General features: G+C 47.5%; 10 protein-coding genes. 1 reads left to right on the forward strand and 9 read right to left on the reverse strand.

Translation table 11 applies throughout. The features are described 5' to 3' along the window. The first annotated feature begins 65 nt into the window (after positions 1–65). Entirely contained in the window at positions 66–1,190 is a 1,125-nt protein-coding gene (locus AB4Z45_RS07340; RefSeq protein WP_441908519.1) for an NAD(P)-binding domain-containing protein, read from the forward strand. Between the two features lie 137 nt (positions 1,191–1,327). On the opposite strand, the gene AB4Z45_RS07345 is transcribed toward AB4Z45_RS07340, so the two are convergent. The 9 genes from AB4Z45_RS07345 to AB4Z45_RS07385 form a co-directional block, all read right to left on the reverse strand. Further along, complete coding sequence (locus AB4Z45_RS07345) at positions 1,328–2,713, reverse strand: ABC transporter substrate-binding protein (protein ID WP_441908520.1); 1,386 nt, start codon at positions 2,711–2,713, stop codon at positions 1,328–1,330. A gap of 73 nt (positions 2,714–2,786) precedes the next feature. Further along, positions 2,787–4,109 carry an LLM class flavin-dependent oxidoreductase gene (locus AB4Z45_RS07350; RefSeq protein WP_441908521.1) on the reverse strand — a complete coding sequence of 441 codons (1,323 nt, stop codon included), beginning with the start codon at positions 4,107–4,109 and terminating at the stop codon, positions 2,787–2,789. A gap of 25 nt (positions 4,110–4,134) precedes the next feature. Beyond that, positions 4,135–5,505, reverse strand: coding sequence for an ABC transporter substrate-binding protein (locus tag AB4Z45_RS07355; protein WP_441908522.1), 1,371 nt, complete (start codon positions 5,503–5,505; stop codon positions 4,135–4,137). A 28-nt stretch (positions 5,506–5,533) separates the two neighbouring features. Further along, positions 5,534–6,850, reverse strand: coding sequence for an LLM class flavin-dependent oxidoreductase (locus tag AB4Z45_RS07360; RefSeq protein WP_441908523.1), 1,317 nt, complete (start codon positions 6,848–6,850; stop codon positions 5,534–5,536). Further along, a complete protein-coding gene (locus tag AB4Z45_RS07365) occupies positions 6,850–8,184 on the reverse strand; it encodes an LLM class flavin-dependent oxidoreductase (RefSeq protein WP_441908524.1) in 1,335 nt (444 codons plus the stop codon). The genes AB4Z45_RS07360 and AB4Z45_RS07365 overlap by 1 nt, the downstream gene beginning before the upstream one ends. Positions 8,185–8,382: 198 nt before the next feature. Then, positions 8,383–9,357: a carbohydrate ABC transporter permease gene (locus AB4Z45_RS07370; RefSeq protein WP_441908525.1), complete on the reverse strand. Its 975-nt coding sequence runs from the start codon at positions 9,355–9,357 to the stop codon at positions 8,383–8,385. A gap of 23 nt (positions 9,358–9,380) precedes the next feature. Further along, positions 9,381–10,247 carry a carbohydrate ABC transporter permease gene (locus tag AB4Z45_RS07375; protein WP_441908526.1) on the reverse strand — a complete coding sequence of 289 codons (867 nt, stop codon included), beginning with the start codon at positions 10,245–10,247 and terminating at the stop codon, positions 9,381–9,383. Next, positions 10,244–12,514, reverse strand: coding sequence for a DUF5696 domain-containing protein (locus AB4Z45_RS07380; protein ID WP_441908527.1), 2,271 nt, complete (start codon positions 12,512–12,514; stop codon positions 10,244–10,246). Before AB4Z45_RS07380 ends, AB4Z45_RS07375 begins: the two co-directional genes overlap by 4 nt. Then, complete coding sequence (locus tag AB4Z45_RS07385; RefSeq protein ID WP_441908528.1) at positions 12,511–14,667, reverse strand: SMP-30/gluconolactonase/LRE family protein; 2,157 nt, start codon at positions 14,665–14,667, stop codon at positions 12,511–12,513. The genes AB4Z45_RS07380 and AB4Z45_RS07385 overlap by 4 nt, the downstream gene beginning before the upstream one ends. Positions 14,668–14,675: the final 8 nt, after the last annotated feature.

Genomic DNA, 14,675 nt, shown 5'->3' on the forward strand with positions numbered 1-14,675 from the left:
AAACATATTATTCTTAGTATAATACTCGGCATAAAATCAAAACAACTCAAATGGAGGTGAAATCTGTGGTTGATCTCATCATTATTGGCGCAGGCCCCTACGGAATTTCACTTGCCGCTCATGCAGCCGCAAGCAAAATGTCCTATGTCCTTCTGGGCAAACCTATGTTTTTCTGGAAGGAGCAAATGCCGCAAAATATGTTCATTCGCACCCATCCACGCTACATCAGTCTCTCCGATAAGAATGATGAATTCACCATTGAACGATTCAGCTGCGAAACCGGCATAGAACTGCAGCCCCCCTTTCCTCGTCCTCATTTTGTTGATTATGCCTTATGGTTTGCCAAACAAACCGAGATCTCCTTCACTTCGGAGCATGTATCAGAGCTTCATTATTCATCCTCTGGCTTCAACGTAATTACTCACGAAGGTAAGCAATATCAAGCCAAACATGTGGTCATAGCTACAGGTTTGCAGCATTATAGCTACATCCCTCCAGTACTAAGCTCGTTGCCGCCACCGCTCATCTCCCACACCTTCGCTCATCGTGATTTTAACCCCTACGCAAACAAGAAGGTAGCTGTTATCGGCAGCGGCCAAAGCGCTTGGGAAGCCGCCGCACTGCTTCATATGGCTGGAAGCGAGGTTGAGCTTTTGTTCCGGCGTGACGCCGTCCAGTATGCAAGCGAGGATAATGTCGAATCTGGCCAGAAGCTCATCGACTCCGCTGAACAGTTCTATCTACAGTCCGACCAGCTCAAGGAGGAGCGGAGAGATACACCGCGTCAAAGCAGTGTTGCTCCTTTCTTAAAGCCCTACGTAGAAGGGAAAGTGACGATGACTGGCGGCGCAGCCATTACACATGCAGAAGCTACGATTGATGGCAAGGTGCTGCTTCAGCTTGGAAACAATGAAACTCGCCTCGTCGATCATGTTATTGCCGCTACCGGCTACCAAATCAATCTAGACCAGGTGCCTTTTCTGCCGTCCCATGTGTTGCAGCTTATCGAGCGAGAGCCAAATTCTAATACAAAATTCCCTCTGCTAAGCGCTCAATTTGAAAGCAGCATACCTGGACTTTACTTTGCCGGCCCACTAGCGACCTTTACTCATGGTCCCGCTTTCGGCTTCGTTGCAGGCTTGCGCCAAGCATGCCGATCCATTATTCCTCATATCCAGCAGCATACGTAATAAAAGCAGGGGCAAATGAATGTTACATTCACTTGCTCCTTCGCTTTCCTTCCTTAACCCATTCCAATCCGCTTAAATGAACAGCACAAAACAAAGGGGCCGCATTTTACGCTGCACCTTTGCTTTGGCTCTCTAATCTACTTATCTCCTATTGTCGTTCGGAGCGTTTCAACGTCTTTGTTGATGGCCTCCGTTGCTTTGCGAATTGCAGAGTTTACATCCAACCCGTTGATGGCTAAATCCTCAGCCGCCTCTGTCAATCTTGTCGTTATTTCCAGTTCGTAGGGATGAACGTAATGCTCCTGCAGCGGCTCGCCAATAAACACGTTTTGCACCGTTTTACCCTGCAGCACTGGAATGTCCAGCCCATATTCCTTCTCCAGCTCTGGATTAATAACAGCCGGAACCCGGCCATTTCTAGATAAAATCCGCTGGCCCTCATCCGATAAAATTTCAGCAATGACTTGGAAAGCTTCATCCTTATGCTTGCTCTGGCTGTTCACCGAAAGCGAATGAATTTGCGCCTCTCTTGTTTTGCCCAGCTGGTCGCTAAAGTTTGGTGCCGGAGCGAAATCCCAATTAAACTCAACGCCCTGCTGACGCAGCTCCTCCAGCGGACCGATCATATTTGCCAGCCAAGTTACCCGCATGCCGATAATTTGATCCTTCATAAATTGATCGCGACCCCAGTTCCATGTATGTTCTGGCGTTACGTAACCAGGAATTTCAAAGATGCGCTTGTTAAGCTCAAACACGCGCAGCCAGTCGGGCGTATCGAGTGCAGCATTTCCCGTGTCATGATCGACGTACGGCAGCCCCAGCCCTTTGGCTAGCCCCGTTAGGTTGTCAACCGATAGACCGATATACTGCACGCCATTCTCCGTACGAGTCAGCTTTGCAGCAATATCCAGCACCTCATCCCAGGTCAGCTGTTTTTCTGTAGGATACGGAACACCAAACTTATCAAAAATATCTTTATTATAGTAGAGGATATGCTGATTGGAGTTAAACGGAATCGCATAGATTTCGCCTCCCTTGTCTTTCGTTATATCTTTGATGTAGTCATACAAAATCGGTTTGATCCGGCTCTCATCAAAATGATGGCGTTTAATAAGCTCTCTCAAATCCTCATAGGCGCCCGTTCGGATAATGCGCTGATGGGAGGAAGAGGAGGAATAAATAATGTCTGGAACATGTGTGGAAAGCACTTCTTCATTTGTAGTTGTTGCCGCAGGCGTTATTCTTTCGATAGTTACATTTGGATATTTTTTCTTAATCGGGTCTGCTATGAGCGTATTAAATTCCACGTCTGGAAAAGTACCGCTCGTGCTGAAAAGGGTCAACGTAAGTGGTTCGTCACCAAGCTTTTTGAAGTCCGCTTCTTCCGTTACGGCTGCGTTCGTTTCTTGCTGCTTATTTGCATTGCTCTCAGCCTTGTTAGCCGGTGTATTATCCTTACTGGCACAAGCCCCCAATATAGCAAACAACATTAAAATAACTACGCCTATCGTAAGTTTTTTCATGATTAATCTCTCTCTCCTCTATCATGAGGTTCAGCTGTGTCGTTTAATAGCCAACATGCTCTCACCTAGTCTTTTAAAGTACAGCTTTGCTCTCATAACGAATATTCGCCGGCCGCTTCAATCCAAGCTGCTCTCGCAAGCTCGTTCCCGAATATTCCGTCCGAAACAATCCGCGATTTTGCAGCTCTGGAATCACCTTGTCTACAAATTGCGTAAGGCCGCTCGGGAAAATCTGTGGCATAACATTGAACCCATCAGCAGCGCCGTTAACAAACCAATTTTCAATCACATCTGCAAGCTGAAGAGGTGTACCTGTAAACGTAAAATGTCCTCTGGCTCCTGCTAGGCGATTAATCAATTGCTTCAGCGTTAACTGCTCATGGCGAACGAGATCCAGTATGAGCTGATGTCTGCTTTTGTTGCCATTAACCTCATCCGTTTCACGCACGCCCTCCAATGAAAGCGGCTCATCAAGCGGATACTCGGATAAATCAATGCCTAATCGTTCCGATAGCTGTTTAATTGCACCATCTTTATTTACATAATTGAATAGTTCGCTCTCGATTTCTCTCGCTTCCTCCACCGTGTCTGCCAATATCGGGCTAATACCCGGCAAAATCTTCAGCTGGTCAGCCTCTCTTCCATACTTCGGCAGTCTTGATTTTACATCCTTATAAAACTGCTGAGCACTTTCAATGCTTTGATGCGCGGTAAAGATAACTTCCGCTACCTTTGCAGCAAATTCCTTGCCGCTCTCCGAGGAACCCGCCTGCACCAGCACAGGATAACCCTGCGGCGGCCTTGCGATATTTAGAGGTCCCTTCACCGAATAATATTTTCCTTTAAAATCAATCGTATGAACTTTGTCTTTATGGATACGGGTTCCCACCGTTTTATCATTAATGACCGCCTCATCCTCCCAGCTGTCCCACAGCTGCTTGGCGATTTCTACGAATTCATCTGCTTCCTCGTAACGCAGCGCATGATCGGGATGATCCTCCCTGCCGAAATTATGTGCGGCTGATCCAGCACCCGTAACGATATTCCAGCCCGCTCTCCCTTTGCTTATGTGGTCTAGGGAGGCAAACTTCCGCGCCACATGAAAAGGTTCATTATACGTAGTGCCAACCGTAGCAATTAATCCGATATGCTTCGTCCTGCTTGCCAGCGCAGCCAGCTCCGTGAATGGTTCGAGCTTATTGGAGCGTCCGATATAGCCATCAGCCAGAAATACGGAATCCATTAGTCCTCTTTCAGCCGTCTGAACGATTTGCAGCACATGCTCGAAATCAAGGTTGCGGCTCGGCTCCGCCTCCGGCAGCCGCCATGAAGCTTCATGATGGCCGGTCCCGAACAAAAAGGCGTTGAGATTTAATTTGCGCTCCGATTCTCCCATATTTAATCCCCTCTCCATCGTCTGCTTATTGACCGATCGTCGTTTTTAAAGTCTCTACATCTTTATTAATCGCATCCGTTGCTTTGCGTATAGCCGAGTTAACATCTAGACCATGGATGGCAAGATCCTCAGCTGCTTCGGTAAGCCGTATCGTAATGCTCGATTCATAAGGATGAATGAAATGCTCTTGAATGGGCTTCCCAATAAAAACATTCTGAACGGTTTTGCCTTGCAGAACCGGTATTTCTAAGCCGTAATCCTTCTCCAGTTCCGGATTGATAATAGCTGGAACACGCCCGTTCTTAGCAATAATTCGCTGCCCCTCATCCGATAAAATTTCTGCGATCACTTGAAACGCCTCATCTTGATGCGGGCTTTGGCTGTTGATCGCAATAGAGTGGATTTGCGCTTCTCTCGTATTGCCAAGCTGATCGCTGAAGTTTGGCGCCGGCGCGATATCCCAGTTGAACTCCACACCCTGTTGGCGCAGCTCCTCAAGCGGACCAACCATATTGGCAAGCCAAGATACCCGAATGGCAATGTTTTGATCCTTCATGAAATGGTCACGAGTCCAGTTCCATGTGCCGTCCTGCGCTACATAACCTGGTATTTCAAAAATCTTCTTCTGCAGCTCGAATACGCGAAGCCATTCCGGCGTATCGAGCGCAGCCTGCCCCGTCTCCCGGTTCAAGTAAGGAATGCCCAGCGATTTACCCAAACCAGTTAAATTGTCTACAACAAGCCCGATATATTGAATGCCGTTTTCTGTTCTGGTCAGCTTCGTGCCAAGCTCTACCGCTTCGTCCCATGTCAACTGCTTCTCGGTTGGATAAGGAACGCCGAATTTATCAAAAATATCTTTGTTGTAATACAAAACATGCTGATTGATATTGAAAGGTAGCGCGAGAACCGCATCTCCTTTGCCCTTCGTTATGTCCTTGATATAGTCGTAGCCAATCGGTTTGAGACGGCTCTCGTCAAAATGATGTTTTTTGATTAATTCTCTTAAATCCTGATATACACCCGTCCGAATAACCCGCTGCTGCACACTGCCAAATATAATGTCCGGCACATGTGTGGACAGCACCTCCTCCGGAGTCGTCGTCGCTGCTGGCGTAATTCGTTCAATGGTTACGTTCGGATACTTCGCATGAATGGGACCTGCGATCATCGCTTCGAATTCCACGTCCGTAAAGGTAGCGCCAGTGGAATAAAACGATAATTTCAGCGGCTCATCCCCAAGCTTCTTGAAATCCGCGGTTTTGGTCGCACTGTTCGTTGCATCCTTCTTGCCTGATGCATCATTCTGCTTTGCAGGTGCGTTATTGTCTCCCCCGCATGCGGAGATCGATGCTGCAAGAACAAATATGACGATAATAACCCCTAGTTTCTTCATCCTATATCCTCTCATTTCTATTATTTATTTATATTTGCTGAAGATGGCGCGTATTGGCGGGACGCTGTAGCCCTAAGCTGTCACGAAGCGTCTTGCCTTCATATTCGGTACGGAATAATCCACGGTTTTGCAGCTCTGGAATGACCTTGTCTACAAAGGCCTCAAGCCCTGTAGGAAAGAGCTGCGGCAGCACGTTGAAGCCATCAGCCGCATGGTTTTTAAACCATTTTTCAATAAAATCCGCCGTTTGAAGCACAGACCCGGTAAACGTGATATGCCCATGTCCTCCATTGCTGCGATAAAGAAGCTGGCGAATCGTAAAGCTTTCTCTGCGCGCCGCATCGATAATGACCTCCTGCCTGCTGCGAATGCCGTTGAAATCCTCAGCAGGTTTGGCTTTCTCCAGCGGCACCTGCGCATCCAGCGGATAATCATTCAAATTCACCGTGAATCGCTCCGATAAGCTATCAAGCGCACGCCTTGTATCTACAAAAGCATGCAGCTCCTCCTCAATCTCGCGCGCTTCCGCTTCCGTATCAGCCACAATCGGAGCGAGCCCTGGCAAAATAACGAGCTCATCAACCGTTCTCCCATACTTCGCCAAACGTGATTTCACATCGTAGTAGAAGGCACGACCTGCATCGAACGTTTGCTGCGCCGTAAAAATAACCTCCGCCGTTTTCGCTGCCAGCTCCTTGCCTTGCTCGGAGGAGCCTACTTGCACGAGCACCGGATATCCTTGCGGCGGACGCGGAATATTGAGCGGTCCCTTCACCGAATAGGTATGTCCTTTAAAGTTGATCTCGTGCACCTTATTTGCATCCAGCAATTTACCCGCTTTTTTATCGAAAATAAGGGCGTCGTCTTCCCAGCTGTCCCATAGCTGCTTCACCACTTCCACGAACTCCTCGCCCGTCTCGTAGCGCTGCGCATGCTCTGGGTGTTCGTCTCTGCTGAAGTTATGGGCAGCTGAGCCAGCACCCGTCACGATATTCCAGCCAGCTCTGCCGCCGCTTATATGATCCAGCGAGGCGAATTGCCTTGCGACATGGAACGGATCGTTATATACGGTCCCGACTGTCGCAATCAAGCCGATATGCTCCGTTACAGAAGCAAGTGCTGCGAGCAGCGTAAACGGCTCCAGCTTGCTGCCGCCGCCTGCATATCCATCTGCTAAAAATACGGAATCCAGCTTGCCACGCTCAGCGATTCGAGCCAGCTGCCCTAAGTAATCAATGTCCAGCTCCAAATCCGGACGAGCATCTGGATGCCGCCAAGCTCCCGCATGATGGCCTGTCGCTCTCAAAAAAACGTTCAAATGAACCTTTCGACTCGCTTCACTCATTAGGAATGCACCTCTTCTTCCGTTTTTTTGGCCTGCCAGCTATTTGCAGGTCTTGCTAAACCTAGATTTCCGCGCAGCGTTTGCTCTTTATAGGAGGTACGGAACAATCCGCGATTTTGCAGCTCAGGGATAACTTTGTCGACAAAGCGCTCCAGCCCGCTCGGATACACCTGCGGCATCACATTAAAGCCATCGGCCGCCCCATTCTTGAACCACTTTTCAATGACATCGGCCAGCTGCAGCGGTGTACCCGTAAAAGTAAAATGCCCTCTTGCCCCTGCTAAGCGATTGATCAATTGCCTGAGCGTCGGCTGTTCGCGTTCTACTAAATCCAAAATAAGCTGGTGGCGACTCTTCATGCCGCTTACCTGATCTGTCGTTTGTGCGCCATCCAGATTGACAAGGTCATTAAGCGAATGATTAGACAAATCAACGCCTAAGCGACCCGATAACCGCTTAATCGCTCCTTCATGATCGATAAGCTCAAACAGCTCATTTTCCAGATCCTGCGCCTCTGCTTCTGTATCCGCCAATATCGGACTAAGTCCTGGCAATATTTTCAGCTGATCCGTCGTCTTGCCATACTTCGCCAAACGTGACTTCACATCTTTATAAAAAGCTGCTGCCTCCTCGAAGGTCAGTTGAGCAGTAAAAATGACCTCCGCCAGCTTAGCGGCAAATTCCTTGCCCGTCTCAGATGAGCCCGCTTGGACGAGTACAGGATAACCTTGCGGCGGCCGCGCGATATTAAGCGGTCCCTTTACTTTGAAATACTTCCCGGCATAATCAATAGTATGAACCTTGGCTTCATCAATAAGAATGCCGCTTATCTTGTCATTTGGCAGCGCGTCATCCTCCCAGCTGTCCCACAGCTGCTTGACGATCTCTACAAATTCCTCCGCTGATTCATAACGATCATGATGCTCCGGATGCTGCTCCCTGCTGAACTGCTCTGCAGCAGGTCCCGCTCCCGTCACGATATTCCAGCCTGCGCGACCCTTGCTAATATGGTCTAAGGAAGCAAACTTTCTTGCGATATGAAACGGTTGATTATAGGTCGTTTCTACCGTTGCAATTAAGCCGATATGTTTGGTTGCCGCTGCTAATGCTGACAGCATGGTGAACGGTTCAAGCGATCCCGATCCCGCCCAGTAGCCATCCGCCAGAAATACAGAATCGAGCAAGCCGCGTTCGGCAATTTGAGTCAGCTTTAAGTAGTGTTTAATATCAATACCTCGCTCCGGCTGCGTATCCGCATGCCGCCACGATGCTTCATGATGGCCTGATGCGGCCAGAAACGCATTAAGATTTAGTTTTCTTTCCAATCCACTCATCGCACGACTCCCCTTAAGTTATTTTCGAATGAAATAACTTTGTTCAATTCCCCAAAAAAAATAGCCAGAGCTGCCCTAAGGCAATCTCCGGCTATCCGGTCGATAATTTCCAATTAAATCAATTGGTTTTATAAGGATTATAGTAAGTGCTAAGAATTTATCATCTCAACTTCGTAATGTCAACGTTTTTTTGATTTACTATTCTACTAATCCTGTCCGTTCTACCCCTTCAATGAACCACCGCTGAGCGAACAAATACACGACAAGCAGCGGCATAATAATTAAGAAAGAGGCCGCCATCTTGATCGCTTCGGCATAAACGGTAATCTCCCCTGCCCCTTCAGCCAGCTTCATCTCGCCAGCCATTCTTGCCAGCGTAATGGAGAGAGGTACGTTCTCCGCAGTAAACATAAAGAGTGACGGAAAGTAAAAATCATTCCAGTTCCAGACGAAGGAAAATAGTACAACCACAACGGTAGCCGACCTCGACAGCGGAAACATGACGCGAAAGAACAAGCGGAAAGGGCCTGCGCCGTCCATTCGCGCAGCCTCGTCCAGCTCTTTGGGCAGTGTGGAATAGAAGGATCGATAGATGATTACGAACATCGCTCCTTTCAAGCCATGGCCAAATAAAGCGGGGACAACCATCGGCAAAAACGTGTTCAGCCAGCCGAACTCTTTAAAGAGCATGATCGATGGCAAAATCGTAATTTGCGGCGGCATAATAAACGTAAACAACAGCAGAGCTCCCCATACTTTTTTGAAGGGGAACTCCAGCCTTGCGAACGCATAACCGGCAATTGCACAGGAGAATACCTGCAGCACCGCAACGGAAGAAGCCAGCGAGACGCTGATGAGGAAACTCTTCGTGTAATTCAGCATTTCACTCGCCTGCTGCAGATGCCCCAAAAATATGGACCGCGGCACCCAAATAACGGTTGGGTCAAGAATGTTTCTCGCATCCTTCACCATCGTCGTCACCATGTATAGAATCGGCTTCATATAGATGAAGGCGACATTGATCAGAATAATATAAACAAACAGCTTGAAGAGAATGCCCTTATCTATTTCTGCTCCAAGCAGCCGATACCTGAGACCAATCAAGCTTCTTCGCAGCTTTTCATCGCTATATAGATTAGTCGCAATCTCATTTCCTTTTTTCACAATTTTCATGAACGCTCACCTCTCTTTCCCGCTTATCGTTTTCCTGAAAGCGACTTATCCACTCGGCTGTATATCAATAAGGTCAAGAGTACGAAGGTTAGGATGATTAAAAAATAGATCCATGCCAAAGCGCTGGAGCTGCCATAATTGCTCGTATTCACTCGACTGACAATCGGATTGGAAGGGAAGGTGAATAAATCGACTACCGTGTACATTAAGTTCAAAAAAATATAAGGGACAAGTCCGGGCAGCGTTATTTTCCAAAACGTATTCCAAGGTCCCGAGCCGTCAATACGAGAAGCCTCGTACACAGATGCCGGCAGCGTCTGGCGTCCCGCGAGAAAAATAAGGATTTGCACGCCTGAATACCAAAGGACAAGCACAAATGAGCTCATAACCTTTTGAATCGGAGCCGCCCATGATCCCGGAACATATTCACGCAAATAATAGTCGATACGCAGCGTCTCCATAATGCTGAGGGAGCCTTCCCCCTGCGCAATAAACTCCTGCACGATCTGGCCGGAGGAGAAAATAACAGGCAGAAAGAAAATAACCCGAAACAGCGTTCTGCCTGGAAAACGCAAATTAAGCAAGATGGCAACAAACAGGGAAAAGACAAGAATGATCGGAATCATCATGGCTGACTCCCTTAGAAACGGGAACAGCTCCTCATAGAGCAAGCTTCCGTTCGCGATCAATATTTCCCGGTAATGGCTGAGTCCAATAAATGTATAGTTGACGCTGCTCACCGTAATTTTCACCTGATGAAAGCTCATATACAGCGAATAGCCGAGCGGGAACGCCACAAAAACGAGGAAGCCAAACACCCAAGGCGCGATAAACAGGGAGCCTTCGAGCTTCCTAACTGTCGTATTTTCCAGCTTGCGACTCCATCTCATGGCTTCGTTCCTCCTTTTATGACGACAAAGTCTTTTGCTGGAACGATAATGCCATCCTTGCTGTAATCGGTCTGATTATAATTGACGATGATACGATAATCGCTGCCGTACTCTGTTTCCTTCACATTTGGAGCGAGCGTACGATGTCCCGTAATAAACTGCTCCTGCACAGCTGCAAGCGCCTCATTTGTTTTGGCATATTCAGCTCGTAAATGATCGATCCAATCCTTATAGTTCAAGCTGTAATACCAGTAGGAATAGGAATTTTTTAAATCAGCTGCCTTGTCGCCGCTAAGCACATAAGCAGGGTAAGCCCCATATTCAATGCTGCGGAGCAGCTCATCATCGAACTCATCGCGCAAATTAGACCATTCCAGCGAATACGTGCGCAAGCCGTGAAGAACGATTTGGGCAAAAGGAATCGCTTCACTGATGAAGACATCATACGAAAAATCAGCGGTTAGGCGGTGGACATGATCGATTTGGGCTAACGCATAGAAATTCACATTATTCGCCGCAAGCGACCCGAGTGCTTCCTTGCTTTTGTTCAAAATGCTGCGCTGTACATCGACAACCTCTGCCCTGCTCGCCGAGTATCGGCTGTTGAAATCCGTATTGACCTGCTTGCCTATGCCATCCTCGAAATAGATGCCGTCAGCTCCCAAGCTTTTATAGCTGTTCAAATCGGCCGAGACTACCTTCTCATAGAACCTCGGGCTTACAAACTTCGCTGCGTCCTGGTCCTCATTTCCCCTTTCCTCCAGCACCGTTCCTGCCAAATTGCGCAAGCCGTCGCGTCTCCACCAGAACCGATCGTCGCCATTCGTATTGAGCGTATAATTCGCCGTCAAATAAACCGGAATATCCAAGGTATGAGCGAAGGAAATAAAGCTTTTCATCCCTTTGTTTCCACCTAAGCGCTTATCTACAGGAAAGTAGCCCCCATGCGTGCTGTAACCGTCCTGCTGCCACCCTGAGAATTGAATTTGCAGATGCTGAATCCCGCTATCATAAATCGAACGAACAAGCTCGGTCGCCTCTTCTGTCGTGGTCGCTTTTAAATATGAATCTGCAAAAAGCCCCTTCTCGATGTCTGCGCCTACAATGTCCACAAACAGCGGAATGTCTTTTTTGTTTGTTTCCAGCGGTTTTACACCCTGCTCTTGAATCAAATAATTGCGATAAACCTCCGCCATGCCAGCATAATCACTTTTATTAGGGAGCAGTGGATAATAACGTGTTGCACGAGCATTCGTTATAAACTTATCGCCGCTGTATGTATAGAAGCCCTCACCCGTGCTCTTGCTTACACTTTGGAAAAACTTCTTCCGATACTGCCATTCGGTCGTCACCCAGTTCGATCGGCCCACCGCGCCTGAGGGGGCTGCATAAACATTCGCGAACGCCTCACCTTCGGAGATAATCGCAACAAACGCCTGATCCCCTGACTTTAAGCCGAATACAGGCATCGTAATCCCCTGTCTGCCTGTATTTTCGTTGTAATAGGATAGATCCTGCCCATAAACACTCTCATTGTAGGTCAACTGCTGCATCAAACGATCTGCCTCAAAATGGATCAACGAGCCGGAGCCGTCCGGCAGCAAAAGGTAACCCTCCTGCCCAGCAGACGGCTGTGCCCCAAACAAAGGGTAAAGCTTAATATTCAATAAGCTTAAAGCGCCTTCGACGATTCCCTCATCCAAGATTCTCGTCTCTACATAGTCCTTTTGCAGACGCACCTCAATCGGAATTTTCAACTGCACCTTCGGCAGCGCGAAGGTCACTGTGAATCCATTTTCCGCAGCCTGGAAATTTTCCAAGTAACCTTGGTTCTCGATTAATCCGGCAGTTACAGAGGAGGATTTGTAGTTTTTAGCATTTACGTATTCAATAATGACGGGAGAGGTTAAATTATTTTTCCACGTATTCGGTACCGTTTCTTCCTCCCAATACTTCGGCTCTGGATAAGAACGCCATAACTTCCCTGTCGCTTTATTGATGACTTGGAAGTGAGCTGATGCCTTATCTACAAGCAACAGTAATTGGTCTGATTCTGCGATTTGCTCGAAATTTGCTTCAACTGGCAATCCCGCTTTATAGGGAAAGGTGCCTTTCGTTTCAAATAGATTTGCAGCATCTACGGCCACGGCAGCGGGTTTACCCCATAACCCGACCGCCACAAGAGCAAACCATCCTATACCGGTCAGCAAAACAGCAAAGAGCAGCAGCTTCATAACGAGCTTTATGTTTATTTTGCGTACAGTCATCGGATGATCACCTCCTGATATAAGGAATTAATAAAGTTGACTAATTCTATGCTTAGGCTAATTAAGATGAAAATGAGAATGACAATAATAGCAAGCGCAAGCAACGATAGTAGAATAATAAAAATAGCTTCAATAAAGGTATAGTTGTGTATGCCTTGCACCATCCATATGAATAGAAAAACAACCCATAAAACGATAAACAGCTTCAAAAACTTAAAGATCGCCAGCTCGTTTAAGGTCAGCACATTGGAGAGTAAAGTTACAGGTATACCGATGAGAATAATCGGAAATAAGGCGTAGCAGCTGCCATAAAATACGTCTCGGAACCGTCCCTCACCTCTAAGAAGCGAGCTGATCAAATAGTTGGAGATGACAAAACCCAGCCATATCAGGGCAAATTGAATCGTAATGGGAAACAGATCAATACCGACATGCACAGCCGGGTTAAAGACAAAGCTTGTGCCCGCCTGTATATATCCGTACGATGCTAATGCAAATACAAGTATCAATATGCTGCTTAACCATCCTGCCTTGTTTTCGTACCGAATAGCATAGAAGCCGTCTACAGGATGTTTTATTAAATAGAACATATGCTGCAGCTGTTCAAGTATTGGATGCCTAGCACTGCGTTTAACTGACGATTTGCCTTTTAAGCGAAGCTTTTTGGATAAAGCATTCCATAGAAGATACACGACGCCGAGCACGAGCGCCACATTCATGAGGACGCCAAAGTGCTTCTGAAACCATGTCAACCGATTTTGCCAAAAGGATTCTGAATAGCCGCCTACTACGCCAGCCTGATAAAACAGCTGCTCCGACCTTGCGTACTCCTCTTTTTTGTAAGCGGCCTTCGCCAAACCGATCAATGCCGGTGTATATTGTGCATTTAAACGATGAACCTCGCTCCAGAGCGGCTCGCTTTGCTCGTATCTGCCTTCCTGCGTTAATTGATTCGCTTCATGGACGAGATGGCCGAACTCAGACAGTCGCAGCACTTGAATGAAATTATTGACGCTGTCCAGTACGAGCAGTTCACCCTTGGAATTGCTCGCAATAGCTGCTGGCGCTTTGACGATTCCTGTCTTGGACGTAGCGGTAATGACATCCCCGCCCCAGAAAAACAACAGATTGCCATTCGAATCATATTGGCTAATCATATTGCCTACAGAGTCGATCACAGTAAAGTTGCCGGCAGCATCCACCGTAATATCATTGAGCTGAGGACTTACACTTTGCCTAGTTCTGTGAAATACCTCTCCGTAAGAACGCACCGGCTGCAGGGCGGCGAATTCCCCTTTGCCTACCAGCTGGTCGAGACCCGCGATGTTGAGCTTCTTCACCTGATCCGAGCTAATTTCCTTCGTCACCGTATAAATAAATCCGTTCTTGTCTATCGTTGAGCCCGCAATAGCTCCAGGCAGCTTCTTCAGCTCCCTTTGATACATTTCCCGCGTATATACAAATCGCTTAAATGCGTCAAACAAAGAGAAGCTTACGCGATTCGGCCCAAAAAAACTAATGAAATTGCCTTCAGGATCAAGCTGCACCAAGCCTTGAAAAGCGCCCAGCGTAGTCACATAAATAAAGCCGCGCTTATCTACAATGAGGTTAACCGGATCATACTTGAAAGTCGGCGGCAAATAGCTGGACTCTGGACGGCCAAATGCTTTTAGCAGCTTGCCTTCTTGATCGAGCCTTACGACCCGGTTGTTGCCCGTATCTGCAACGTAAATCTCTCCAGCCTCATCGACATAAATGCCGCTTGGCTTCTTGAGCGGGCTTTCTGTTACTTTGATTTCACGAATATATTGGCCGTGCTCATCCAAGTGTACGATTCGATTATTGCCTGTGTCTGCAATGTAGATATGGTCTTTATCATCCACAAATAGATCCTTGGGCTGATTAAGCTGCAGCTTTGTTTTCCCTTCGGCTCCCGCAGCTTGGTTTGCTTCCGTAATCTCAATATCCGTGCCAATAATAATACCAGCAGGAATGTAAGCCGCTTGCGTCTTCACCAGCTGACCGAATCCATCCTTATAGTAGGTTTCGTACGGTAACTGCGAGGCTGTGGCCGGTGAGATGGGCCAAGCTATGTAAATCGCCGTAATCAGGATTATAATGATCGGACGAATCCGCAGCCTCCTGTTCTTCAAACGATTTC

This window comes from Paenibacillus sp. MCAF9 (assembly GCF_052114265.1).
Lineage (GTDB): Bacteria > Bacillota > Bacilli > Paenibacillales > Paenibacillaceae > Pristimantibacillus.